The organism is Flavobacterium sp. Arc2 (assembly GCF_041431385.1).
Classification (GTDB): Bacteria; Bacteroidota; Bacteroidia; order Flavobacteriales; family Flavobacteriaceae; genus Flavobacterium.
On the sequence record NZ_JASMRH010000006.1, the window covers coordinates 165,437 to 191,984 of the forward strand.

Annotated in this window: 22 protein-coding genes, 2 tRNA genes and 1 pseudogene; 16 read left to right on the plus strand and 9 right to left on the minus strand. The window is 33.9% G+C overall.

The window, feature by feature from the left end:
* Window positions 1–17: 17 nt before the first annotated feature.
* Window positions 18–1,598, minus strand: coding sequence for an FAD-dependent oxidoreductase (locus tag QO182_RS05835; protein WP_371560430.1), 1,581 nt, complete (start codon window positions 1,596–1,598; stop codon window positions 18–20).
* 373 nt (window positions 1,599–1,971) lie between these two features.
* Here QO182_RS05835 and QO182_RS05840 point away from each other — a divergent pair, with 373 nt between their 5' ends.
* The 8 genes from QO182_RS05840 to QO182_RS05875 all read left to right on the plus strand — a co-directional run bounded on the left by QO182_RS05840 (window position 1,972) and on the right by QO182_RS05875 (window position 12,119).
* Window positions 1,972–2,184, plus strand: coding sequence for a hypothetical protein (locus tag QO182_RS05840; protein ID WP_371543053.1), 213 nt, complete (start codon window positions 1,972–1,974; stop codon window positions 2,182–2,184).
* 322 nt (window positions 2,185–2,506) lie between these two features.
* Window positions 2,507–5,038: a type I DNA topoisomerase gene (gene topA, locus QO182_RS05845; RefSeq protein WP_371560432.1), complete on the plus strand. Its 2,532-nt coding sequence runs from the start codon at window positions 2,507–2,509 to the stop codon at window positions 5,036–5,038.
* A 1-nt stretch (window position 5,039) separates the two neighbouring features.
* Window positions 5,040–6,191 carry a formimidoylglutamase gene (locus QO182_RS05850; RefSeq protein ID WP_371560433.1) on the plus strand — a complete coding sequence of 384 codons (1,152 nt, stop codon included), beginning with the start codon at window positions 5,040–5,042 and terminating at the stop codon, window positions 6,189–6,191.
* A gap of 129 nt (window positions 6,192–6,320) precedes the next feature.
* The gene (gene gldK / locus QO182_RS05855) at window positions 6,321–7,733 is read left to right on the plus strand and encodes a gliding motility lipoprotein GldK (protein ID WP_371560434.1); all 1,413 of its coding nucleotides are present in this window, start codon (window positions 6,321–6,323) and stop codon (window positions 7,731–7,733) included.
* Window positions 7,734–7,761: 28 nt separating this feature from the next.
* A complete protein-coding gene (gene gldL, locus QO182_RS05860; protein WP_371560435.1) occupies window positions 7,762–8,409 on the plus strand; it encodes a gliding motility protein GldL in 648 nt (215 codons plus the stop codon).
* Between the two features lie 47 nt (window positions 8,410–8,456).
* Entirely contained in the window at window positions 8,457–9,995 is a 1,539-nt protein-coding gene (gene gldM, locus QO182_RS05865; protein WP_371560436.1) for a gliding motility protein GldM, read from the plus strand.
* A gap of 50 nt (window positions 9,996–10,045) precedes the next feature.
* Window positions 10,046–10,936: a gliding motility protein GldN gene (gene gldN / locus QO182_RS05870; RefSeq protein WP_371543092.1), complete on the plus strand. Its 891-nt coding sequence runs from the start codon at window positions 10,046–10,048 to the stop codon at window positions 10,934–10,936.
* A gap of 130 nt (window positions 10,937–11,066) precedes the next feature.
* Complete coding sequence (locus QO182_RS05875) at window positions 11,067–12,119, plus strand: NAD(P)/FAD-dependent oxidoreductase (RefSeq protein ID WP_371560437.1); 1,053 nt, start codon at window positions 11,067–11,069, stop codon at window positions 12,117–12,119.
* A 2-nt stretch (window positions 12,120–12,121) separates the two neighbouring features.
* Here QO182_RS05875 and QO182_RS05880 read toward each other — a convergent pair whose 3' ends face one another.
* On the minus strand, window positions 12,122–12,505 hold the full coding sequence (locus QO182_RS05880; protein WP_371560438.1) for a DUF983 domain-containing protein: 384 nt from the start codon (window positions 12,503–12,505) through the stop codon (window positions 12,122–12,124).
* 74 nt (window positions 12,506–12,579) lie between these two features.
* Here QO182_RS05880 and abc-f point away from each other — a divergent pair, with 74 nt between their 5' ends.
* A complete protein-coding gene (abc-f, locus tag QO182_RS05885) occupies window positions 12,580–14,487 on the plus strand; it encodes a ribosomal protection-like ABC-F family protein (RefSeq protein ID WP_371543033.1) in 1,908 nt (635 codons plus the stop codon).
* Between the two features lie 201 nt (window positions 14,488–14,688).
* Here the strand turns inward: abc-f and QO182_RS05890 are convergent, their stop codons facing one another.
* Window positions 14,689–15,657 carry an App1 family protein gene (locus tag QO182_RS05890; protein ID WP_371543031.1) on the minus strand — a complete coding sequence of 323 codons (969 nt, stop codon included), beginning with the start codon at window positions 15,655–15,657 and terminating at the stop codon, window positions 14,689–14,691.
* Window positions 15,658–15,722: 65 nt separating this feature from the next.
* On the opposite strand from QO182_RS05890, the gene QO182_RS05895 reads away from it, so the two are divergent.
* Window positions 15,723–16,592, plus strand: a complete 870-nt coding sequence (locus QO182_RS05895) for a diacylglycerol kinase family protein (protein WP_371560439.1) — start codon at window positions 15,723–15,725, stop codon at window positions 16,590–16,592.
* Between the two features lie 7 nt (window positions 16,593–16,599).
* Here QO182_RS05895 and QO182_RS05900 read toward each other — a convergent pair whose 3' ends face one another.
* Window positions 16,600–17,748, minus strand: coding sequence for a GNAT family N-acetyltransferase (locus QO182_RS05900; protein ID WP_371560441.1), 1,149 nt, complete (start codon window positions 17,746–17,748; stop codon window positions 16,600–16,602).
* 96 nt (window positions 17,749–17,844) lie between these two features.
* On the opposite strand from QO182_RS05900, the gene QO182_RS05905 reads away from it, so the two are divergent.
* Window positions 17,845–18,120 carry a 4a-hydroxytetrahydrobiopterin dehydratase gene (locus QO182_RS05905; RefSeq protein WP_371543023.1) on the plus strand — a complete coding sequence of 92 codons (276 nt, stop codon included), beginning with the start codon at window positions 17,845–17,847 and terminating at the stop codon, window positions 18,118–18,120.
* Window positions 18,121–18,791: 671 nt separating this feature from the next.
* The gene (locus QO182_RS05910; protein WP_371560442.1) at window positions 18,792–19,646 is read left to right on the plus strand and encodes a Two component regulator three Y domain protein; all 855 of its coding nucleotides are present in this window, start codon (window positions 18,792–18,794) and stop codon (window positions 19,644–19,646) included.
* 223 nt (window positions 19,647–19,869) lie between these two features.
* On the opposite strand, the pseudogene QO182_RS05915 reads toward QO182_RS05910, so the two are convergent.
* The 4 genes and pseudogenes from QO182_RS05915 to QO182_RS05930 form a co-directional block, all read right to left on the minus strand.
* Window positions 19,870–20,875 (minus strand): annotated as a pseudogene (locus QO182_RS05915) (transposase).
* 22 nt (window positions 20,876–20,897) lie between these two features.
* Entirely contained in the window at window positions 20,898–21,218 is a 321-nt protein-coding gene (locus tag QO182_RS05920) for a transposase (protein WP_371560443.1), read from the minus strand.
* A 158-nt stretch (window positions 21,219–21,376) separates the two neighbouring features.
* Window positions 21,377–21,449: transfer RNA gene (locus tag QO182_RS05925), tRNA-Met, on the minus strand.
* A gap of 34 nt (window positions 21,450–21,483) precedes the next feature.
* Window positions 21,484–21,556 (minus strand) — tRNA-Met (locus QO182_RS05930).
* Between the two features lie 117 nt (window positions 21,557–21,673).
* Between QO182_RS05930 and era the strand changes: the two genes are divergently transcribed.
* Window positions 21,674–22,555 carry a GTPase Era gene (gene era, locus QO182_RS05935; protein ID WP_371560445.1) on the plus strand — a complete coding sequence of 294 codons (882 nt, stop codon included), beginning with the start codon at window positions 21,674–21,676 and terminating at the stop codon, window positions 22,553–22,555.
* Window positions 22,556–22,722: 167 nt separating this feature from the next.
* On the opposite strand, the gene QO182_RS05940 is transcribed toward era, so the two are convergent.
* Window positions 22,723–23,220 carry a hypothetical protein gene (locus QO182_RS05940; RefSeq protein ID WP_371560447.1) on the minus strand — a complete coding sequence of 166 codons (498 nt, stop codon included), beginning with the start codon at window positions 23,218–23,220 and terminating at the stop codon, window positions 22,723–22,725.
* A 107-nt stretch (window positions 23,221–23,327) separates the two neighbouring features.
* Here QO182_RS05940 and der point away from each other — a divergent pair, with 107 nt between their 5' ends.
* From der to QO182_RS05955, 3 genes are all read left to right on the plus strand, one after another.
* Complete coding sequence (gene der, locus QO182_RS05945; protein ID WP_371539538.1) at window positions 23,328–24,638, plus strand: ribosome biogenesis GTPase Der; 1,311 nt, start codon at window positions 23,328–23,330, stop codon at window positions 24,636–24,638.
* A gap of 156 nt (window positions 24,639–24,794) precedes the next feature.
* Window positions 24,795–25,940 carry a site-specific integrase gene (locus QO182_RS05950; RefSeq protein ID WP_371560449.1) on the plus strand — a complete coding sequence of 382 codons (1,146 nt, stop codon included), beginning with the start codon at window positions 24,795–24,797 and terminating at the stop codon, window positions 25,938–25,940.
* 177 nt (window positions 25,941–26,117) lie between these two features.
* On the plus strand, window positions 26,118–26,459 hold the full coding sequence (locus tag QO182_RS05955) for a hypothetical protein (RefSeq protein WP_371560451.1): 342 nt from the start codon (window positions 26,118–26,120) through the stop codon (window positions 26,457–26,459).
* The last annotated feature ends 89 nt before the right edge of the window (window positions 26,460–26,548 follow it).

Here is a 26,548-nt window from a genome sequence, read left to right on the forward strand (position 1 = left end):
TTGTCTACTTAATGATGTTATTTCCTAAATTCTGTTAGGAGGAATCCATTAGCGAGAGTTTTGAACTCTGCTATTTGGTTCTGTGTCCAAGTCTCATCATGGCCCAATTCCTTTGCCAGTAATTGCGCAACTTTTTCACATGAAGCGATTGCTGCACGGGCATCTAAGAATAGTAAGCGTACTCTTCTTGCTAAAACATCATCAATTGTTCTAGCCATTTCATAACGAATTGCCCAAGCTACTTCTGCCATGGTGTAGTCGTAATTTGGATGTAGTTTTTCTTTTAATTCGGGTTCTTTGTTTTGTAATTCCACTATTTTAGGGATATCTGTTCCGTAAATGTATAGGTGGTTTTCCCGATCTATTGCGTTCGTTATTTTGTTTCCGTGAATAGAAACATGCTCCGTTTTACATTTATTTTTTGATAAATGTCGTACTCGTATCGCCTTGTTTACGAGGTCTTCGGCAATTTTTCTATAAGTAGTCCATTTCCCTCCAGTTATTGTTATTAGTCCTGTGTCGGAAACAATTATTTTATGGCTTCTGGAAACTTCTTTGGTGCTTTTTCCGGGTTCGTCTGGTGCAGCCAATGGTCTTAACCCTGCAAAAACAGATAGAACGTCGGCCCTTGTGGGTTTTTTTGCTAAGTATCTTTGTGCTGTTTCTAAGACAAATTCAATTTCAGTTTCTAATGCAATTGGCTCTACACTGTGCTTTTTCATTAGGGTGTCTGTAGTTCCTACTACTATTTTGTTGTGCCAAGGCACTGCAAACAGAACCCTTCCGTCACTTGTTTTTGGAATCATCAATGCGTAATCGCTTGGCAAAAAAGATTTATCAAATACAAGGTGAATTCCCTGACTTGGAACAATGTATTTTTTATATACAGTATCGTTCAGTTTCATTATGGCATTTGTGAAAACACCTGTTGCGTTGATGATGGCTTTGCCTTTTATTTCGTGTTTCTCGCCAGATTCTAGATCCTCTACTTGAACACCCGTAACTTGGTTTTCGTCGTCTTTCAATAGATTTACGACCTTGGTGTAGTTTAAAACACAAGCGCCATTTTCTACTGCAGTTTGTGCGATATTTATGGCTAATCGGGAATCGTCAAATTGGCCATCGTGATAGGTGACGCCGTTTACCAAGCCTTTTTGCTTTATTGTTGGAAGTAGCTCAATGGTTTTTTTCTTTGAAATATATTTAGAACTACCTAAACTTAGTTTTCCGGCTAACAGATCATAAATAGTAAGTCCTATGGTATAAAAATAACCGCCCCACCAGTTGTAATTAGGTATTACAAATGATTGGTTTTTAACTAAATGCGCGGCGTTTTGAGCCATTAATCCTCTTTCTTTTAAAGCTTCCCTTACCATGGAAATATCGCCTTGTTCTAAGTAACGAACACCTCCGTGAACTAATTTTGTACTTCTACTAGAGGTTCCTTTGGCGAAATCTATTGCTTCTAGTAAAATTGTTTTGTAACCCCTACTTGCTGCATCTAGCGCTGTGCCAAGTCCACTAGCCCCGCCTCCAATTACGATTACATCCCATTCAGTGGTTTGTTTTAGTTTTTTTAACTGTTCTAGTCTATTCATTATGAGTTTGTTATAATTTTTTTTATATCAAATTACTTTAGGATTTTAAAGATAACGAAAAAAAACGAAACCAAAAAAAAAGTGAATTTTACAATGGCTATTCTTACCATCAATTATACTGTTTAATAGGTAGTATAACTTTTGTCAACAGACTACAAGCGGATTTATTTATCGAATTAAAACAAAATGGATATGTGGTAAATTTCTACACAACACATACTCTTCCAGCCCACGCCATATGAAAGGATTTTAATTTTTTAGAAAATGAGAAGCTTTTGTTTCTCACACATGGGGAGTAATTGGTTTTAAAAATTGAGCGTATTTGCACCTTCGTTAAAAGTGTCTTTAGAACGTTTTAGAGGAATAAAAATAGATGCGGCACAATTGGGAGGTGGTATTTGAAACAGTGCGACTTCAGCCTGAGACCCAATTTACTTGCAAAATATTATTTTCAGGAACAGCTGTTATCCATTTAGAATTTGGTTTGAGTACTTTAAATGTTTTGGATGCATTTGTAAATTATACTATGATTAAAGTTGCTAAGCATGTTGTCATTATGGCTGAGGTGACAAAAATGAATAGCTGAGGTTTTAGCAAAATAGAGATACTTCTTACCGATTATGGTATTAATGTAGAAACTAAAATGAAAGGAGAAGAGAAATTCGAATTAATGTATTTATAGCTGGTGAATTGCAGGTTTATTATTTTGTTTCTGGTTCTCTAAATAATCCTACTTCAAATATGTTGTGATTAAATGTTTCGGTTGTATTTCTACGTTTGTTTTGGCAAAAAAAAGTGTGAATCGCACCTATATTTTGAAGCTTCCTATCAGAAAAAAACACTTTTAAAATTACCAAAAGCACTATATTTAAAAAAAATAGATACTTTTGTCCCAGAAAAATAGAGCAATGGCAAAGAATTTAGTAATAGTGGAGTCCCCTGCAAAGGCGAAAACAATCGAGAAATTTTTAGGAAGTGATTTTCAGGTGGAGTCAAGTTATGGGCATATTGCCGACTTGCCTTCTAAAGAAATTGGGGTAGATGTAGAGAATGGTTTTAAACCTAAATATGAAGTTTCATCTGATAAGAAAGCCTTAGTAACCAAGCTAAAAGGACTAGCTAAGAAAGCCGAAATGGTTTGGTTAGCAAGTGATGAGGATCGCGAGGGAGAAGCTATTTCTTGGCATCTTGCCGAAGAATTAAAATTAGATAAAGCAAAAACAAAACGAATTGTATTTCATGAAATTACGAAAACCGCTATTCTAAAAGCGATTGATAATCCACGTGAAATTGATTATAATTTAGTAAATGCACAACAGGCTCGTCGTGTTTTAGACCGATTAGTAGGTTATGAATTGTCTCCTGTTTTATGGAGAAAAATTAAAGGCGGACTTTCAGCAGGTCGTGTGCAATCTGTTTCGGTTCGTTTAATTGTAGAGCGTGAAAGAGATATTCAGAACTTTAATGCTGTAGCAAGTTATTCTATTGTTGCCGAGTTTACCAATGAATCAGGGAAATCTTTCAAGGCAAAACTTCCGAAGAATTTTAATACTAAAAAAGAAGCGGAAGTTTTTTTAAATAAAAATATCGGTTCTACTTATAAGGTTGCGGATTTAGAAACAAAGCCAACAAAAAAATCGCCAACAGGACCTTTTACGACTTCGACCTTACAACAAGAAGCGGCAAGAAAACTGTATTTGCCTGTTGGAATTACAATGCAATTAGCGCAACGTTTATATGAAGCTGGACTTATAACTTATATGAGAACGGATAGTGTAAACCTTTCTAAGGATGCAATGGAAGCTGCTGAGGCAGAAATCATAAAATCGTACGGGAAAGAATTTTCTAAACCTCGAACTTTTGTTAATAAGAGTAAAGGAGCACAGGAAGCGCACGAGGCAATTCGTCCCACAGACATGTCACGTCATACCGTGAATATCGATAGAGATCAAGCTCGTTTATATGATTTAATCTGGAAAAGAACTTTGGCTTCGCAAATGAGTGATGCAAAGCTGGAAAGAACAAACGTAAAAATTGAAGCAAACAATCATAGTGAAATTTTTACGGCATCTGGTGAGGTTTTACTTTTTGAAGGTTTCTTAAAAGTATACTTAGAAGGTCATGATGACGATGAAGAGGAGCAAGAAGGAATGTTGCCAGCGATGAAAGTCAATGAAAAACTTCAAAATAATTATATTACTGCAACGGAACGATACTCAAGAGCTCCGGCACGTTATACAGAAGCTTCCCTGGTTAAAAAACTAGAAGAACTAGGAATTGGTCGTCCGTCAACTTATGCGCCTACCATTTCTACCATTATCAACAGAAATTATGTTGAGAAAGGAAATCTTGACGGTCAAGAACGTAATTATACGCAATTGGTTTTGCAATCCGGGAAATTAGAAGAGAAGTTACTTAAAGAGAATACGGGTTCTGATAAAGGAAAATTAGTCCCAACAGATATCGGGACAATCGTAACTGATTTCTTAGTGAAGAATTTCGGTAATATCTTAGATTATAATTTTACCGCAAAAGTAGAGCAGGATTTTGATGAAATTGCAGAAGGAAATGTGAACTGGACAGAGATGATGCAAGAATTCTATGATAAATTTCATCCTACGGTAAAAGATGTAGAAGCAAATGCCGAAAGAGAAAGCGGAGAAAGAATTCTAGGAAAAGACCCGAAAACTGGAAAACAAGTCTCTGTTCGTTTAGGGAAATTTGGACCAATGGCTCAAATTGGAGAAGCAGATGACGAAGAAAAGAAATTTGCTAGTTTAATGCCTGATCAGAATATTGGAAATATTGGTTTGGAAGAAGCGTTGAATTTGTTTTTACTTCCAAAAAATTTGGGAGTATATAAAGAAGAAGAAGTTGAGGTGAGTAATGGTCGTTATGGTCCTTACATTCGTCATGGAGCTGCTTTTGTGTCCTTGCCAAAAGGAGAAAATCCTTTGGATGTAGATTTTGACAGAGCAAAAGAATTGATTGATGAGAAAGCAATTGCTGATGCGCCGATAGCGGTTTATAAAAGTGAGGGTGTGCAGAAAGGTGTTGGTCGTTTTGGTCCTTTTATAAAATGGAATGGTTTGTTTATCAATGTAAGTAAGAAATATAATTTTGATAATTTGTCGCAATCAGATATTGAAGCATTGATTGAAGACAAATTGCAGAAAAATATTGATAAAGTTTTGCATAACTGGGAAGAGGAAGGAATTTTGGTTGAAAAAGCACGTTGGGGACGCTCTGTTATAACTAAAGGAAAAATAAAAATTGAACTTCCTAAAGAAGTTGATGCGACAAAATTGACCCTAGAAGAAGTTCAAGAAATGATAGCTAAAAAGACGCCTGCAAAAAAGGTGGCTGCCAAAAAAGCACCAGCTAAGAAAGCAGCAACTAAAAAAACCGCAGTTAAGAAACCTGTAGCAAAAAAGAAATAGAATGGAATTTGATTTTTTAGAAGCTGTTGATAATGAAATTCTTGAGTTGGTTCAAGGGTTGACATCCCAGCAGTTGGGGAGTAAAGTAGTTTTTCATACAAAAGACCAGCTTCCGGATTTAAATAAGATTAATATAGCTGTAATCGGGGTTTTAGAGAACCGCGGTGGAGGTAAAGTAACAGAAGCTGTCGATTTATCTGCAATTCGTAAAGAGTTATATACTATGTTTCCGGGTAACTGGGATGCGTCAATTGCTGATTTAGGAGATATTCTGGCTGGAAATTCGATAGAAGACTCTTATTTTGCTTTGCGAAAAGTAGTTTCAAATTTAATTAAGAAAAAAATTATACCCTTAGTTATTGGTGGCTCACAAGATTTAACATTTGCACTTTATAGAGCGTTTGATGAATTGGAACAGATGGTAAATTTAGTTTCAATAGACAGTAAATTTGACTTTGGAAAAGAAAATGATGAGGTTTATGCTTCGTCTTATTTGACTAAAATAATTATTGACGAGCCCAATAATCTGTTTAATTTTTGTAATATAGGGTATCAGACTTATTATAATTCTCAAGAAGAGATTGATCTAATTGAGAAGTTATTTTTTGATGGTTACAGATTAGGAGAGATTTCTAATAATATTGCTTTAGCGGAGCCTGTATTTAGAGATGCAGATGTAGTTAGTCTTGATTTGAATTCTGTAAAGTCATCTGATTCTGGTAATTTTGATACGTTTGCACCTAACGGTTTTAACGGAAAAGAAATATGTTCTTTATCAAGATATGCGGGAATTAGTGATAAAGTGTCTATATTTGGAATATTCAATCATAATAACTCAGCTCAGGAATCTGTTCTAATAGCCCAGATCATTTGGTATTTTATAGAAGGATTTCATTATCGATCTAATGAGTACCCGTTTGGGAGTCGAGAAAATTATATTAAATATATTGTGCCTCTAGAAGATGAAGTGCTAGTTTTTCATAAAAGTGACAAAACGGATAGATGGTGGATTGAAATACCATTTATTTCAAATGGCAATAATAAATTGAAGAGGAATACGTTATTACCATGTTCTTACGATGAATATTTGGGAGCATGTAATCAGGAATTGCCGGAAAGATGGTGGAAGGCACAGCGTAAAAACAGTATTTAAAAAGAAGAATTTTATACAACTAAATTAATTCTATTAAAAAGAATGTTTAGTTTAAAAGTATTGTTTTTTTAAAAAATAATAAATAGGTTTACAAACTTTAAAAATAATGAATACATAACCCGCATTTATATGAAGAAGTTCATTGCATTTATGGCAATATTGGCACTGTTAGCAGGCTGTGGTAAGTCAAGTGACAAAGGTGAGTTGGTCGGAGTTAAAGGAGAAAAATGGCATCCTGAGAAACCATATGGTATGACATTAGTGCCTGGTGGTGCTTTTATTATGGGTAAATCTGATGATGATGTTGCTTCAATACAAGACGCTCCTACTAAAACAGTAACTGTTAGGTCGTTCTATATGGATGAAACGGAGATAACAAATAGTGAGTACCGTCAATTTGTGGAATGGGTTAAGGATTCTACCATGAGAGTTCGTTTAGCTATTCTTGCAGATATGAGTGGTATAAAAGCCGGAGATACAAAAGGTAAGGGAAAAAATGCAGGTAGTATAGGTGATTTTGCTTTTAACGATTCAGATCCTGAAAAAATGACTGCTTATGACAAGTATATGTATGATAACTATTATAGTATTGGTACAGATGACGATCCTTATGCTGGAAGAAAGCTTAATAAAAAAGTAAAATTAATTAGAGACCCTAAATTATATCCAGATGAGTATTATGTGGAAGTAATGGATTCTATGTATTTACCACAAGAGGCTTCATACAACGGATTAAGAACTATTGATGTTGATAAATTAAAATTTCGTTATTCTTGGATGGATATTCAAGCTGCGGCTAAAGCTAAAGTTGGGAAACGAAAAGATTTTATAAAAACAGAAGAAGTAAAAGTGTATCCAGATACCACTGTTTGGATTAAAGATTTTGCTTACTCCTATAATGAACCAATGCACAATGATTATTTCTGGCATAAAGCGTACGGGGATTATCCTGTTGTAGGAGTAAAATGGACACAAGCAAAAGCTTTTTGTGCTTGGAGAACATTAAATAAAAACAGTTATATTAAATCAAAGAAAAAAGGACATGATTTAATAAACTCATTTAGATTGCCAACGGAAGCAGAATGGGAATATTCAGCTAGGGGAGGTTTAGAGTCAGCTACATATCCATGGGGTGGACCTTATACTAAAAATGACAGAGGATGCTTTCTTGCAAACTTTAAACCAAATAGGGGAGATTATGCAGCAGATCAGGCATTGTATACTGTTGAAGCAAAATCTTACGAACCGAATGGTTACAATTTATATAATATGGCAGGGAATGTTTCAGAATGGACAGACTCTTCTTACGACCCCAATGCATATGAGTATGTTTCCTCAATGAACCCAAATGTTTTAGATGCTTCTAATAAACGTAAGGTAGTTCGTGGAGGTTCATGGAAAGATGTTGCTTATTTCCTACAAGTAAGTACAAGAGATTTCGAATATGCTGATTCTGCACGAAGTTTTATCGGATTTAGAACCGTTCAGGATTACATGGGATTACAAACAACCGGAAACGGAACCAAAATTAAAAACAGATAAAAAAAACCCCCTTAAATCAAAAAAAATTATGGCATTATTAAGTAAAAAAGCAATGAATTTCGCATATGGAATGGGTGCTGCAGTTGTAATCGTTGGCGCTTTATTCAAAATTATTCACTTTGAAATTGGACCGTTAACAGGAACAAGAATGCTTGCAGTGGGATTGTTGACAGAAGCTTTTATTTTTGCCCTTTCAGCATTTGAGCCCGTTGATGATGAGTTAGACTGGACATTGGTTTATCCGGAGTTGGCGAATGGTATAAAAACAGAAACGAAAAAAAGAGTGGAAGCGCCTTCTGATTCGCAAGGAATGTTATCGCAAAAATTAGACGCTATGTTGAAAGATGCTAAAATTGATGGGGAATTAATGTCAAGTTTAGGAAACAGCATCAAGAATTTTGAATCAGCAGCGAAAAGTATTGCTCCAACTGCTGAATCTATGGCTTCTACGCAAAAATACAGTGAAGAGTTAACTATGGCGGCAGCGCAAATGGAATCTTTGAACAGTTTATATAAAGTACAGTTGCAAAGTGCTTCTCGAAATGCACAAATCAATGAAGAAGTTCTTGAAAATAATTTAAAATTAAAAGAACAAATGCAATCATTGACAACTAACTTGTCATCGTTGAATAATGTTTATGGTGGAATGCTTTCTGCAATGGGTAAAAAAGGATAATTAGTTTCGAACTAGATAAACAAACAACTAACTAATTATTAGAAAATATGGCAGGAGGAAAACTAACCCCTAGACAGAAGATGATAAACCTTATGTATCTGGTTTTTATCGCTATGTTGGCAATGAATGTATCAAAAGAAGTTATTTCAGGTTTTGGATTGATGAATGAGAAATTTGAAACATCAAATGAAAGTTCAAAATTGTCTAATGATCAACTTTTAGGAGCATTAGAAGCAAAAGCTGGAGAAGCAAAAGGTGAATTTATAGTAGCAGTAGAAACAGCACATAAAGTAAAAACAATAACAGATAATTTTTTTAATTATATAGCATCTTTAAAAACACAAGCTGGTACAGGATTTGAAATAGACCCTGAAACTGGAAAATTGCCTTATGAAGATATGGATAAGGGTGATAATATTGATGATTGGTTTGAAGGTGAAGGTTACTCAAAAAAGGGGACCGAAATTATAGCTACTATCAATAAGTATAAAGCAGATATGAAGTCTGTACTAGGAGCAGATGCAAAATATGCTTCAATTATTAAAGAAGTTGAAAGTAAATTTGACGTTTCAGATGTAAAGAATAAAGAAGGATTAAAAGATAAATTTTTATCATATCATTTCAAAGGTTTTCCAGCTATTGCAACTATAGCAAAGCTTTCAACTTGGCAAAATGATATTAACAAAGCGGAATCAGATGTTTATAGCTCTGCTTTAGGTAAAGCGGCTGTTGCTGCGGCATCTTATAGCAATTATGAAGCGATTGTTGTACTCGATAAAAACGCTTACTTCCAAGGCGAGACTGTTACTGGTAAAGTGGTACTTGGTAGATATGATGGGAATACAAAACCAACTTCTTTTTCAGGTCCAGGAAAAATTGTTAATGGTCAAGCTGTGATTTCAATGACGGCAGGTGGTGTAGGAGAGCAGACAATAGCAGGTCAATTTTCTTTTCTTGAAGATGGGAAAACAGTTCCTCTTGCGTTTAAAGGAAAATATGTAGTTGTTCCAAGACCTAATTCTGCTACGATTTCAGCAGATAAAATGAATGTAGTATATAGAGGTGTTGTTAATCCAATGTCTATTTCATTTGCTGGTATATCTGATAGCGATGTTTCTGTTTCAGCTCCTGGTTTGTCTAAAGCAGGTAATGGGAAATACAACATGAGTCCAGGTGGAGGAAATGAAGTTGTAATTAGTGTGTCAGGTAAAATGTCTGACGGAAAAGTTGCTACTGATAAAAAAGTATTTAGAATCAAAGGAATTCCGGGACCTACAGGTACAATTAGAGGAGAAACAGGTGTCGTAAAAGGACCTAAATCAAATTTAGAGATTGCTACAATTGGTGCTAAATTGGAAGATTTTGATTTTGAAGTTGGTTTGAACGTAGTTGGATTTAATTTAAAAGTTACTGGGCAAGCAACAGTTGTTGTTCAAGGAGATAAATTAAATGCACAATGTAAGGCTGTTCTTTCTAAAGCGGGAAGAGGAGATCAAGTTACTATTTCGGAGATTAAAACGAAGCTTGTTGGTGCAGGTAGTTATTTATTACCAAGAACAGCTCCAGTTATTTTTGAAATACAATAATACGTAGGTTGCTTTAAAAGGCTACTTCAATATCTTATAATCACATTATGATGAATGTTAGAAATTTTTTAATAGTTGTTATTTCCATTGCTGGAGGATGTGCTACTTTTGCACAATCTAATTTGCTAAATGCAAAAACACCAAGCGAGATAGGTCTTAAAACTGCTGCTCAACTAATATCAGACAATGATAAGCCTTTGGCTTATGGTTATGTGCATGATAGGGATATATTGATGGGTAAAACTGTTTGGGAGATTATAGATCTTAATGAGAGAATTAATTTTGCCTTATATTTTCCTATTGATACCGCAAATATTGGTTCTAACAGACGTTCATTATATGACGTACTTACAAAAGCTGTAAAAAGTGGTGCTATTACTGAAGTGTATTCTGATAGCTACTTCAATACAAAAAAGTCGTACAAAGACATTCAGGCATCTTTGTCTCGTGTTGATACAACTGATGCGGGTAGAGAGCAAGTAAATGCAGGAATGAGTGTTTCTCCTGAATATATCATGCGGTCAGATTTGACAGCTCAGGATGTTACGCAGTATAAGATTAAAGGATATTGGTATTTTGATAAACGTCAAAGTGAATTGAAATATCGATTGTTGGGTATTTGTCCGGTTACGCCAGATGTTTATACAATGAACAATGACGAGAAAGATTATATTGAGTTATTTTGGATTTTCTTCCCGTCGGCGAGAGAGGTTTTACATGAAGCAAAAGCTTTTAACGATGCTAACTCTGCAATGCCAATTTCTTTTGACCAAATATTGAACTCCAGACACTTTAATAGCGTTATATACAAAGAAGAAAATGTATATGGAGATAGAGCAATAGATGAGTACATGAAAGACAATGCTCAGAATCAATTGTTAGAATCAGAAAGAGTGAAAGAAAAAATTCGTGACTTTGAATCAGATATGTGGAATTACTAATTTCATATTTTATTAAATAGAAGGAAACTCTTGTCGTAATTGATGAGAGTTTTTTTTATATTGAATTTTTAAGTTTGGTTCTTTTAATGTTCTTTCTTTGTGTTTTTATATTAACTTTTACTCTTATAGGATGATTGATTATTTAATTATAGGTTCGGGTCTCGCTGGTATTGGATTTGCTGAAATTGCAATACGCAATAGTAAGACAATTTTGGTTTTGGATAATAATTCCCAAAATTCTTCCAGGATTGCTGGCGGATTGTACAACCCTGTAATTCTTAAGCGTTTTAGCGAAGTTTGGCAGGCGCAAGAACAATTAGTCGTGATGAAAGAGTTCTATAGTGTTTTGGAAGATAAATTAAAAACTAAAGTTGATTTTAAGAAACCTATTCTAAGGAAGTTTTTTTCCATTGAAGAACAAAATAATTGGTTTGCAGCTTCTGATAAAGTTTCATTGGCACCATTTTTATCCACGGAATTGATTACCAAAAAATATTCAGGAATTGATTCGCCTTACAACTATGGAGAAGTATTACAAACAGGTCATGTTGATACAGCTGTTTTATTAGAAAAATATAGGGAGTACCTTGTTGGAAATGATTTATTCCTAGGAGAATCGTTTGATTATGAATTACTCGAAGTTGTATCTGGAGGTGTACGTTACAAAGATATTGAGGCTCGACATATTGTTTTTGCAGAGGGTTTTGGGATGCATGCTAATCCTTATTTTAAGCATTTACCATTAGATGGTACAAAAGGGGAGTTATTCATTATTAAAGCCCCTATGCTTGATCTTGATGTTATTATGAACACAAGTGTCTTTATACTGCCGTTAGGCGATAATCTGTTTAAAGTGGGGGCAACTTATAATTGGAAAGATAAGACAGACTTAGCGACTGAAGAAGGGAAACTGGAATTAGTAGATAGAATAAAAGAAATTATTAGCTGTGATTTTGAAATAATCGAACATTTTGCAGGAGTTCGACCAACAGTAAAAGACAGAAGACCATTGGTGGGAACGCACTCCATGCATCCTACAATTCATATTTTAAATGGATTAGGGACAAGAGGAGTAATGTTAGGCCCTTCTATGGCTAAGGCCTTGTATGACGCTATAGAAAATGACATCGTTCTCGATGCCGCAATTGACATAAAAAGGTTCCAGCCTAAAGGACAGAGATAATGTTATTTTTGCTTGAAATTAGGATCATAGGAGACAAACATGTTGATATATATATTTCTCGACCATCGTAATACAAATGGAAATAGAACTATTAGAGAGGCGATTATTGAAATAAAAGCTACTTTTAGAGAGGAATTTAATAGTACATATGAAATTATAAACGCAGTTATTCCAATAGCTACATTTAGTCCATAACTGACATACATAGCGCCATAAAAGAAGGAAGGTTCGATTTGATATTTTAATCCACAATGGCTGCAATTTTCATGCATTTTTAAGATATTACCCAGATGGAGTGGATTTGGGTCTAAATACATACTTTCTTTCTGACATTTTGGACAAGTTCCTGTTAAAATGCTATATAATTTGGATCCTTTTTTTAACATTTGCAAAAAATTTAATTTTTCCTTTTTTTGGAGTGACAAATTTACAAATTTGAAAGGGAATAAAATCATAATACATGCTTAATATACACAATTTATCTGTCTCGTTTGGAGGTTCCTATTTATTTGAAGAAGTGACCTTTCGATTGGGTGCCGGAGACCGCGTAGGTCTTGTTGGTAAAAATGGTGCAGGTAAATCTACAATGCTCAAAATGTTGGCTGGTGACTTTCTTCCTGATACAGGCGTGATTTCTCAAGAAAAAGATGTGAGAATGGGGTTTTTACGTCAAGATATTGATTTTGAGCAGGGCCGTACAGTTTTAGAAGAGGCTTATGAAGCTTTTGTCGATATAAAAGTAGTAGAAAAAAAATTAGAAGAAATCAATCATCAATTAGTCACCCGTACTGATTATGAAAGTGAGGAATATTCTAAAATAATTGAAGACTTATCCGATTATACGCATCGTTTTGAATTATTGGGTGGTTATAACTATGTTGGTGACACTGAAAAAATTCTTTTAGGTTTAGGTTTTAAAAGAGAAGTTTTTAATAATCAAACAGAGACTTTTTCTGGAGGTTGGAGAATGCGAATCGAATTAGCTAAACTTTTACTGCAAGCTAATGATGTTTTGCTACTGGATGAGCCAACGAATCACCTTGATATCGAAAGTATCATTTGGTTGGAGAGTTTCTTGCGTAATTATATAGGTGTTGTCGTAATTGTTTCGCATGATAAAATGTTTTTAGATAATGTGACTAATAGAACGATTGAAATTTCCCTTGGAAAAGCATACGATTTCAACAAACCTTATTCTCAATATTTAGAATTGCGTCATGAAATTCGCGAAAAACAATTGGCTACACAAAAGAATCAAGCCAAAAAAATTGAAGAAACAGAAAAATTAATTGAGAAATTCCGTGCCAAAGCATCCAAAGCTTCCATGGCACAATCGATGATTAAAAAACTGGATAAAATAGAACGTATCGAAGTAGATGAGGATGATAATTCTGTAATGAATATCTCTTTTCCGCTTTCTAAGGTTCCTGGTCGTGTTGTAATCGAAGCTGAAAAAGTAACAAAAAGCTACGGTGATAAAACCATTTTAAAAGATATTTCACTGTTAGTAGAGCGCGGAAGTAAAATTGCTTTTGTCGGTCAAAATGGACAAGGTAAATCAACTTTTATTAAAGCTATTGTCAATGAATTTGAATATGAAGGAGATATAAAGTTAGGTCATAATGTACAAGTAGGTTATTTTGCCCAAAACCAAGCAGAGTATCTGGATGGTGAGATTACGTTATTACAAACTATGGAAGATGCCGCTACAGATACTAACCGTTCTAAGGTACGTGATATGCTAGGGTCATTCCTCTTTCGTGGCGACGATGTTGAGAAAAAGGTAAAAGTCCTTTCAGGAGGAGAAAGAAACCGTCTAGCACTTTGTAAATTGCTTTTACAGCCTATAAATGTATTGGTAATGGATGAGCCTACAAATCACTTGGATATTAAATCTAAGAACGTTTTGAAAGCAGCATTACAAAAATATGAAGGAACGCTACTTCTAGTTTCGCACGATAGGGATTTTCTTCAGGGAATGTCTAACATTGTTTATGAGTTTAGAGATCAAAAGATAAAAGAATACTTAGGAGATGTTAACTACTTCTTAGAGCAGCGTAATTTAGAGAATATGCGTGAGGTCGAGAAGAAAGATGCTCTTAAAGCTGCCGCTCCCAAGGATAGTAATAAAGCTTCGTATGAAGAACAAAAAAAGGGGAAAGCATTGCAGAATCGTCTAAGCAAAGTGGAAAGTCAAATTAAGCAATTAGAAAAAGACATTCAGCATGATGATAAAATGTTAGCTTCAAATTACAATAAAAATATTGAAGACGCTTCTTTCTTCAAAGCATATAATAAAAAGAAGGCAGATTTGGATAAATTACTTTTGGACTGGGAAAATGTTCAAGAAGAAATCGACAAAGCTTAATTAATATATTATTTTAAATTTTTTGAGTAGCTTTTTCCAGCTGTTCATTCCATCCTTTCTGGTCTCGTTTGTTTTTTCTACATACTAAAAGGAGCTTCCGTAGGTCGCTCTTTTAGTCTAAGAAAAAATAGAACGAGGCTGTAAAAGGATTTCATTGCCATCTGGGCTACTGTGGTGTCCGTCCAAGAGATATCGTGTTCATTAGGAAATTAGACCTGTCTTCTTAGAATGTGAAATGGCTTGTGCGCTATTTTCAAAATAACAAACTGAAACATCTAAGGTTTCCAGGTTTTTAAGCACTTTGATTATCTTTTCTTTTTTATGTTTCCCAGTTTGCCGTATATAAACTGCTTTCACGGTCAAAGGGAAAATCTTGCTTATGGCCTCATATAAAAAAGGATCATGCTGCGAATCATCACCTATCAAAACATACTGTAAATTAGGATAGAATTCTAAAATGTGTTTTATTTTTTCAAACTTATGATTGTGACCACCTCTTCCGGTCCATAAGAAATTAGTCAAACTGGTTTTAATATCTTTTAACAGCAAAACAGCTTTGGGTAAGCGGTGAATTTCGGTGAATAGTATAAGAAATCGATACAAATTCCACTCACTACTTGAAACATAAAAAAAAGCATTTAGTTCCTCGTTACCCGCTCTTCCTTCAGAACTTAAAGCTTGGAAATGCGGAACAACATCTTCAAAAACTTTTCTAGAGTGGACATTTCTAAATAAGAGATGGTATAACTTTTTAAAAGGGTTCAGAGTATAAGAAACTAAAAACGTATCGTCTATATCAGATATGATTCCTAAATTACCTATTCTGGGTCTGTTATAGCTTCCTTTGGTTACAATTGTATCATTCTTATAAATGATACTAACTTCGTAGTCAATCCATCCGTAATGAGTAGTTTCTTCTAACGGGATGCAAAATTTAAAATAACCATCATCTAGTGTTTTTGTGTGTATTTTTGTGTTGTTGTGTATTAGGTAGACGTCTGCATTTGCTTGTGTTTTAATCCGAAACATACTGATTACAGATCTTGCATTTTTTAAACTTTTTGAAAGAAAATCGTAATCCTTTTTTGTTGTTGGTTTAAAAACATGTCCCATCACAATTAGTTCTTGCTCATTTGCATAACCACGATATAATTTTAGGATTGGTTTCATTTTGTTTACTACTTTTGGAGTATGTTGAAAATTAATTATTTTTAATCAATAAAAGAAATAAAACGGTGGAAAAGAATATCCTATTGATTGTAAACCCAGTTTCGGGAGGAATGGATAAGTCAGAGATTATTGAAGCAACTTCAGCGTTTGCAGATAAGGAAGGCTTAAATATTGTGATTTATACTACTACAGCCGATGATGATACTGCTAAAATAAAAGAGCTATACGACACATTAAAACCAGAAAGGGTGGTTGTGGCAGGAGGTGATGGAACTATAAAATTAGTCGCCGAAGCGTTGGAAAATGCAGATGTTATTTTTGGGATAATACCTGCTGGTTCTGCTAATGGTTTGGCAACTGATTTAAATATTCCTAAAAAATTAGAAGATAACATTCCAGTAGCATTTCATAATGCTTTTATGGAAATGGATATGATACTTATAAATGGCAACAAAAGTTTGCACCTTAGTGATCTTGGGCTAAATGCAGAACTCATAAAAAACTATGAGAGTAGCGCCATACATGGTAAGTGGGGTTATGCCTTACAAGTGTTTAATACTTTGCTTGACAAAGAAGATCCTTTCACCGCAACAATTACAGCTAATGGTCAGATTGTTGAATGTGTAGCACAAATGATAGTTATAGCTAATTCTAAAAAATACGGAACAGGAGTTGTTATTAACCCTCAGGGAATCATGAATGATGGAAAGTTTGAATTGGTGCTTTTGAAAAATCTGGATTTGCCCATTTTTGCTAAAATTATTGCAGGTAATATACCAGTAGAAACTGGTGATATCGAGATCATTTCAACGGATAAGGCAAATATCAAATTAAATTCACCAGTAAGTTTTCAAATTGACGGAGAATATTGTGGTAGAGAGACAGAGCTGAACGTGGCTATTTCTCCAAAAAAGTTAAAAGTAGCTATACCTTAACTGCTTATTATTTAAATGGGTTTCGTTCCTTCCATTCCATTTTTGGTTCAAAATAGCTGAACGTTTTTGAGACAAACAGATTGATAAAAGAATTACTATGTTGCATCATCCCGAACATATCCATAGGTTGTGCTCCTACAGAACTTTTGATCTCTAAAGCTGTTCTGGCAAAAATAATACGGCTGTATCCTTTGTTTATTGAAAAACCAATCATGTCGTAAAGCATGTTCAGGTACAACATTTTTTCCCTTTGATAGACTTCGTCATAACCCAGAAAATAGGTATCTATATCTTTTCCGTTTTTTATCAGTGTATTGAATCCAATTAACTCGTCTCCAACAAAGTACCCGTAAAATAAGAACTTGTCTTTTAATGCTGTTTTTAAAGTTTTAAAATGATTTTCAGTTAAGTAAAAGGTATTGAAAGGAGCGTTTTTGGCTACATTCATGTACAATTCATAGATTCTTGAATTGTAAGTTGTGATTTCCTCTAGAGACAACTTTCTTTTAGAAATTCCTTCGGCTTTTTTTCGAGCCCTTTTGTATTGGTCTCGGTATTTTTTAGATAGGTCTGCAATATAATCGTCAAAATTAGACCAGGAATTCCTAATGTCAAAAATCATATTCGGTTGGGTTGTAAACTGGAAAAATGAGTTAAACTCGGGAATTTTAAAATACTGAACTCTCTCTTCGGCAAAATCTTTAAAGATTGTAAGATGTATTTTTGTGCCGTTTGCGCGGAAAATTTTCTTTAGCTCATCTGTTGCTTTTTTTAATAAAGCTAATCCTTCTGAAGCGGGTAGTTTTTGACTAAAATAGCATCCGTTTTGCCCAGTCAGCATATTATTACCCAGTACTAGGACATTTGAGCTAAGGTTTTTAAAGACAAAGTCACGTACGATTGTTTTTAGGCAGTGGTCTCTTTCTCCAAAGGAATTTAGCTTACTCAAGTCAATATACTGCGTGACTGCTATCCCGACCAATTCCTCATTTTGAAACATTCCAATAAAATGACAGTGCATATTTTTTGGAGCAGAAATCGCTAATATTTCTAAATAATCACGCGATAGAAATATATTGGTTACCGCCAAAGAATCCCAACTTGAAGGAATATTTTTAACCGAAGAATAAATTTGGAAGGAAAAAGTAGAGCTCAATGGATCAAAAAATTAATATTTGTCTAAATTAATATATAAAGTTAAATTGCAAAGCAATTAGATAAATTTTAACTAATTTTAATAAAAACTAAAATTATGAATATATACGACGAAATCACAGCTCAACCAATATTAAAAGATTTAAAGGATTGGAAGTTTAATGATAATGGAATCGAAAAGAAATTTGTTTTTAAGAATTTTAGTCAAGCGCTAGGTTTTATTGTGCAGTTAGGGATTTTAGCTGAAAAACACAATCACCACCCAGAACTTTTCAATGTGTATAATAAAGTAAATATTAGGCTGTCGACCCACGATGCTAACGGTTTAACAGATAAGGATTTTAATTTAGCAAAAGCAATTGAGCTAGTATAAAATAAGACGCTATTCTTTAAGATAGAATGAGGCGAAATTTAATTACATAAGTAAATATTTTGGCCTGTCCACAAAATTATAAACCTCATTTGAAATTGAATTTTATTCCCAATTTCTTTTTTTTTAGAACAATACGTTGAATTCAATTATTCCTATTTCTATAAATGCGCGGCGATAGCACCGTGAAATCTTCCACGGTAAGTAGGTAATACATTTCTATAGCTAGAAATTATAATGACTGCAAAAGATTTTTGCCTCTTGTTTTACTTAAAGGTCTGCTCATTTGAAGCTATTGCTGGATGACTAAAAGCGGATGCATCATTTTAATAAAAAAAGCAATAAATGCTTCAATTGTAAAAATTACACACATCTTGATGCCTTATATTTTGTATTTAACCTTTCCCGCTCTTTTATCTAGATTATTCCATTTTTTTTTTTTTTTTTTTTTTGAATATGATAACAGTTTGGAATACTAAAAAATTGATTTACAAAAAGTTAGTTCAAAGCTGGTTGATTTTATTATACTATTTACTTTGTTAATTGTAGAAACGTTTTCTTTGTAAGAAAAATAGTTTTTAATTTAACATATAGGTGTAGTTCATCGATTTTATTTGTCGATAATCTGTTTAGTGTGTATATTTAAACATTCGAACTAGTATAAATTCAAGATTATGAAAAATATTTTCACTCTATTACTAACCGTTTTTGCATCAATTACAGTGTTGGCAGAAGTTTCAGTTTCTGATAAAACAGTACTCTTGAAATTGTATACTGCTACAAACGGAGCTAATTGGAATACAAAATGGGATTTATCTTCCCCTATATCTACTTGGTATGGTGTTGTTTTGGAAGGTGATAAGGTTGTGTCGATAGATTTATCAGATAATAATCTTGTTGGTGAAATACCGAGTGAAATTGTAAATCTAACTGATTTGAAAAAATTGAATTTACATAAAAATAAGATATCGGGTGTGATTCCAGCTTCTTTGGAAAATTTAAAAGAACTTGTAGTTTTAGATCTTTCATTTAATAAATTGACAGGTAACATACCATCTTCAGTAGGAGAGATGAATAAGTTAGTTACTCTTGAACTTTATATGAATAGACTTTCTGGTGAGTTGCCAACTCAAATAGGAAACCTGAAAAATTTAGAAACTTTGGCTGCTTTTAATAATGAATTGGAGGGGCAAATACCAAGTTCGCTTTATCAAGTAGCAACGTTAAAAACTTTATTGTTGAGCAGTAACAAATTGAAAGGTAAATTGAGTGCCGAAATTGCAAAGTTAAAAATGTTAGAAAACCTTAGTTTGTTTGAAAACCAGATGGATGGTCAAGTTCCTTTTGATTTAGAAAAATTAAATAATTTGAAAGAAATGAATATTTCTTACAACCAATTCAGTGGGTTAATATCAAGAAAATTAGCCTCATTAGATACTTTAAATATGACAATGCTGAACGATAAAGGTGTAGCTGTCTTGTTAGATGTAGCGATGGATATTGAAAGACCTTTAGTATCTGAAGATTAATAATTAGTACTTCATAATAAATAGATAGTTTGTTGTTTTGAATAAGTTTAGTTAGTTTTATAAAACCTATGTCGCTTTAGCTTCATAGGTTTTTTTGTACGAATGTATTTCAGTATAAAGGACATTGCAAATAACAGCTTAAGATCTCTCTGAAGCTGTTGTTAGGTCAATAAATTAACTAAATGTTCAGGTCTTTAAATGGATCAAGTTCAAAAGTTGGGGATTATCCAAAAAGGTTAGATAATCTAAACAAAAAAAAGTCGATTTTACGCACTTTTCTAAAGTGACTCCTAAATGCTTTAATCTTTGCATTGAATGACTCAGCCGATGCATTTGTACTTCGATTATTAAAGTAGTTTAATATTGAATTATAATTGATGGTTATGGTTTTGAGAACGATATTAAAGTTTTTAAAACCTGATTCCTCGACTTTTCTATACCAATGCGCTAATTTTAACATCGCCACATTCTTATCTTTATTACTGTTGTACATAGTTCATAATTGCTGTGATAAAGCATATTCTTTTTTAATATCAGGATACAATTCAAATAATAGCTTCGCTCTTTCTTCTTGACTGTTGGTCCATTTTTGTCTGGATTTATAGAGCAAATAGCGACTTTGGGCTAATAATTGTTTTACAGTATCGCCGTTGATTAAAAGTTGGGGAGTATGAGTTTTGTTTTGGGTCTTAGCCAGCAATATGGATTGGTTCTTCTTGTCCATAGCTTCCCATCGGTGTTTAATCCTAATTTCTTGTAACGCTTCTAAGGCTAGTTTTTGTACATGAATTTAGCGAAGCGGTATCACGAATTCCAAAATTGTAATAAAATGAATGAGTAAAACAATCGGTTACTTGTGTTGCTTTAGGGAAACATTTTTTAGCTATTAATTTCATCGAGTTAGCCATGTCTAATGTTATTTCTATAACGGCTTGTCTTTTTTTTAAATCGATTTTGGAGACTTGTTCTATGACTTGTTCTGTTTCAATACCAGCAACTATAGCAACCAATGATCCTTTTTTGCCTTTTGCTTTTTTATTAGTAACAATGGTATAAAGTTCTCCTTGTGATAAAGCAACTTCGTCAAATGCTAAGTGAGTTCCTATGTTTTGGGGGTAAACAATCCATTGATGTGCGTTTTCTCGAGGTTCCCAAGTGCTAAGTGTACTAAGTTGGCTTTTGTACTGTCTTTGAAGTTTTTTCCCGTTAACCCCAAAGAAACGGCCGATAGTGTGACTATTTATTGCTGTGTTATCTATTAATTTCTTTTAAAAAAGCCGCAAATTCTTGCGTCATACGCGTTCCTTTGGCAGCTAACAGCCAATCTCTTTGAATGATTTCTCCATTGGCTTTATTGGTCCAACGACGGCGTTTAATGTGTAAATACACAATCTTACCTCTAAGAGGAAAATCTTGGATTGTTATTTCATCTAGAAAGCCTTTAGATACTAATTCTACAACGTCAAACTCTTTTGGAGGTTGTGCTTTTTCTTCAAAATGTAGATGTAGGTTTTCTTCAGAGTTAGTAGCGGAAACTATTTCAAGGTTCTCTATTAAAAAATCAGGGAGCATAAATTTTAAAAGGTCGATAGAAGTTATGTCTCAAAGTTAATTATGCGAAAATATTATTTTTTATAAAAACTCTCCGCAGGTGTTGTGCCTGATCCATCAGATGTTTTATTAATTGGTGCAAATAAAAAAAACCTTTCATTTCTGAAAGGTTTTCTTAGTAGCGGGAACTGGACTCGAACCAGTGACCTTCGGGTTATGAGCCCGACGAGCTGCCTACTGCTCTATCCCGCGATGTGCGTTTGTAATCTCAATAAAATTAACTTAGTAGCGGGAACTGGACTCGAACCAGTGACCTTCGGGTTATGAGCCCGACGAGCTGCCTACTGCTCTATCCCGCGTTGTTTCGGGTGCAAAGGTACAACGAATTTTATCATTTCCAACAAAAATTTTAAAAAATGTTTTATTTCATCTATTCACTTGATATAACTACCTTTGCAAAATAAATAATATATTAAATGTCACATAAAGCAGGTTTTGTAAATATCATTGGGAATCCAAACGTTGGGAAGTCCACATTAATGAACGCCTTCGTAGGGGAAAGACTTTCTATCATTACGTCTAAGGCACAAACGACTCGTCATAGAATCCTTGGGATTGTAAATGGAGAAGATTTTCAAATGATCTTGTCTGATACTCCTGGGATTATTAAGCCTGCATATGAAATGCAAGCATCGATGATGAACTTTGTAAAGTCCGCTTTTGAAGATGCTGACATTTTAATTTACATGGTCGAAATAGGGGAGCAAGATTTAAAAGACGAAGCGTTCTTCAGTAAAATCATTCATTCAAAAATACCTGTTTTATTATTGTTGAATAAAATTGACAATTCTAATCAGGAACAATTAGAAAAACAAGTGGCTTTTTGGACTGAGAAAGTGCCTAATGCAGAAATATATCCTATATCTGCTTTGCAGAACTTTAATGTTCCAGAAGTTTTCCAAAGAATAATTTCGCTTTTACCAGAATCACCAGCATATTATCCAAAAGATCAATTAACAGACAAGCCAGAGCGTTTCTTTGTAAATGAAACAATACGTGAGAAAATATTGTTGAATTACAGCAAGGAAATTCCATACGCGGTAGAAATAGTAACTGAAGAGTTCTTTGAAGATGAAAACATCATTAGAATACGTTCTTTGATTATGGTGGAGCGTGAAACGCAAAAAGGAATCATTATCGGGCATAAAGGAGCTGCACTTAAGAAAGTAGGGATGGATGCTCGTGCTGATTTAGAGAAATTCTTCGGAAAGCAAATCCACATCGAATTATATGTGAAAGTAAATAAAAACTGGAGAAGTAACGTGAACATGTTAAAACGTTTCGGTTACAACCAATAAGCTTGTCGTTTGATCAGTTTGATTTGAAACCAAGAGTGAAGAAGTGAGAAATCTAGCGTGTAGTTTTGCTAGATCTTAAAAATAGAAAAAATCAATATTAGAATTTAAATTCTGATATTGATTTTTTTTTGTCTAATCTGCTCCTTGATGGAATGAGATATTAATAATTAGGATGCTATGATTTTTAAGAATAGGCTTTCTAATTCATTCATTTGGTCATGGCCGCTTTCTCGGATTTGCTTTGCAATAAAGTATAGTAGGAACCAAGAAAAAAACATAAGTCCAATAACTATAAAATCAAATGTCATGCTATTTTTTAAAACATAATCGGAGTAGGCTAGACCACTAAAAGTTAGAAATACTCCTGCAATTATAAAATGTAGAAACATAAAAAAAGTCCATAAGGTGGGGTCTGGGCCAAATAATCCTCTTATATGTGTTCCGTTCTCATTTTTAGATTCCAATTCTAAATGTAAATGTGGGGAATAATACGATTTTTTGTTGTCTTTTATATTTAGCCAGATGTGGTTGCCGCCCGTTTTTACAGAGTAATCATCGCAGTTTGATATCTTATAGTCCTCAAACTTTTGAAGCACTGCGGCAGTGTTTTCTGGAACATCTTTATAAAATCGTAAACGCAGTCTTAGTTCATTATTAGTGTCCATAGTGGTAAACTTGTATCAGTTAAAAAGGTAAGCTTTTGCTAATATATCAAAAAAATTGATAGTCACGGGATTAAACACTACCTTTGCAAAATATTGAAATTAGTATTATGAATAACATTGTTGCCATTGTAGGAAGGCCAAACGTAGGGAAATCGACACTTTTTAATCGATTGATACAAAGAAGAGAAGCGATAGTAGATTCAGTTTCGGGAGTTACCCGTGACAGAAACTACGGAAAAAGTGAGTGGAACGGGAAGGAATTTTCTGTAATCGATACGGGAGGATATATACGCGGTTCTGATGACGTTTTTGAAGCTGAAATCCGTAAACAAGTAGAATTAGCAATCGATGAAGCTGATGTTATTATATTTGTTGTCGACGTAGAAGAAGGGATCACGCCAATGGATGATGCTGTTGCGAGACTATTGCGTAAAGTAACTAAGCCGGTTTTACTTGCTGTAAATAAGGTGGATAATGCGATGCGTGAAAAAGATGCTATTGAATTCTATAACTTAGGTTTAGGAGAATATTACACTTTTGCAAGTATTTCAGGAAGTGGAACAGGAGATTTATTGGATGCATTAATTGATGCATTTCCTATAAAACCGGAACCAACTCAAGAAGAAATAGAATTGCCTCGTTTTGCAGTTGTAGGTCGTCCAAATGCTGGAAAATCAAGTTTTATCAATGCGCTAATTGGTAAAGAAAGATATATTGTTACTGATATTGCGGGTACAACTCGTGATTCTATTGATACAAAATTTGACCGTTTTGGTTTCGAATTTAACTTAGTTGATACTGCGGGAATTCGTCGTAAGGCCAAAGTAAAAGAAGATTTGGAGTTTTATTCTGTTATGCGTTCAGTGCGTGCCATCGAGCATTCTGATATTTGTATCTTGATAATTGATGCCACTCGTGGATTTGAAGGTCAGGATCAAAGTATTTTTTGGTTAGCCGAAAAAAACAGAAAAGGTGTTGTTATTCTTGTTAACAAATGGGATTTAGTTGAAAAGGAAACGATGTCAACTCGTGATTATGAAGAAAAAATAAGAGAAGAATTAATGCCATTTACTGATGTGCCTATTCTTTTTGTTTCTGCATTAACAAAACAACGTTTATTGAAAGCATTAGAAGCAACCGTAAAAGTTTTCGAAAGTAGACAACAACGTATCGCTACATCAAAATTCAATGAATACATGTTGAAAGTGATTGAAGCGTACCCACCACCTGCAACAAAAGGGAAATATGTAAAAATTAAATATTGTATGCAATTACCAACTAAAACACCACAATTTGTGTTTTTTGCTAATATGCCACAATATGTAAAGGAACCATATAAACGCTACCTTGAAAATAAAATTAGAGACAACTGGGACTTCTCTGGAGTACCAATCGATATCTATATTAGAGAAAAATAATATACAAAAACAAACAATTACCAAAGACATATAAACCCTTGTAAACACGCGATTTACAAGGGTTTTTTCTTGTTTTGTGTTTTGGTTGTTTTGGGTTATTATGTATTTGTTTTGGCTATATTTGTACCGTATTTGTACCGCAAAAAAAACTCGCCAATGGCAATAAAAGTAACACTTCGCAAAAGAGCAATATCAGGAAAACGACAAAGTTTGTATTTAGATTTCTATCCAGCAGTAATAAATCCCAAAAATGGGGAAGAAACACGCCGGGAATCGTTAGGGATGTACGTATTTGAGAATACAAGAAATCCACTTGATAAAGTGCATAATTCAAATACTTTGGATCTTGCTGAACAGATAAGGCAAAAGAGGGAAGCATTCTTAAATAAACCTGAAATCTACAATGCACTGGAGCAGGAACAACTTAAGAAAAATAAAAGGCAGGACGGCAATTTTATTACTTACTTCAAAAAGCTTGCTGAAAAGCGTAATACTTCAAATCGTTTCATTTGGTTAGGCAGTTGCGATTTCCTTAAATTATTCAAAGGTGATTCGTTGAGGTTTTCAGATATTACCACAGAATTATGTGATGACTTTAGAGAATATTTGAAAACTACTAAAAGTAAAAAAAGTGATAAGGTGCAATTAGCGGTTAATTCTCAAAAAACGTATTACGACAAATTTCGTTCAGCATTAAAGCAAGCCTACAAAGATGGCTATCTATCGGAAAACATAGCAGATAAAACGAATGCCGTTAAACAAGCCGAAACGCAAAGAAACTACTTGACACTTGGCGAACTTAATTCACTTGTTAAAACAGACTGCAAAAGTCCTGAAATTAAAATACAAGCGTTGTTTTCTGCATTAACAGGATTAAGGCGTTCCGATATTCAAAAACTGATTTGGGAAGAAGTGCAATATGTTGAAGCTAGCGGTCATGTTATTCGATTCAAGCAAAAGAAAACAGGGGGTTCGGAAACACTACCAATTACGGATCAGGCGTTTAGTTTGCTTGGAGAAAGAAAACAATCCTTAGAAAAGGTTTTTAGCCTGATAGAGGCTACTAATCAAAGAGAAAATAGATATTTAACCAAATGGGTTTTAGATGCTGGAATAAGCAAGAAGATTACATTCCATTGCTTCCGCCACACTTTTGCAACTTTGCAACTGTCAATGGGAACAGATATTTATACCGTTTCAAAAATGTTAGGCCATAAAGATTTAAATACTACGCAGATTTATGCTAAGATTATTGATGAAACCAAAAGGACGGCTGCTAATAGAATTAGACTTGAGATGTAAAAAATAAAAGATTTAACAAAATTAAACGGTCGAAAATTGTTTGAATATTATACTTCTTAAGGTGGTGAGTAAAACCAAATCTTGTTTCAAGAACACCTTCAAATATGCTATAACCTTTCTAGTATGTTAGGAAATTCAAGAACATGCTTAACTGAAAATATAAAACAAATTACAATTATGGGAAATTACACAAAGTATAGATATTATAAAGGCGAAAATGAAAACCCTTTTGACGGTTCAATTGATAGTCCCTCGTTTATTCTTTGGCAAGCCGAATATGTTTTTGACTCTTCTTATTTCAAAAAAGAATCTTCTGCTCTTTACAGCTTCTTTGAAGATCACAGAATGGGCGATCAATTTATGGCTTTGCTTTCAGAAGATGATAAGGAATATTTGACTGAAAAGAACAGAATACCAGTACTTGAACTCTGGCTTGAATATCTTTATGACATCAAATATTCCGGTAAAGAAGATGGTGAGTATACGCTTAAAAAAATATATTACTCAACTGCCCTTTAAGGTGTTACTCAATTTAAAAACAAAACTCAGATTGAAATTATATAGGTAGTTAACCTTAAAAACATTAATTATAAACACATTAGATGTAA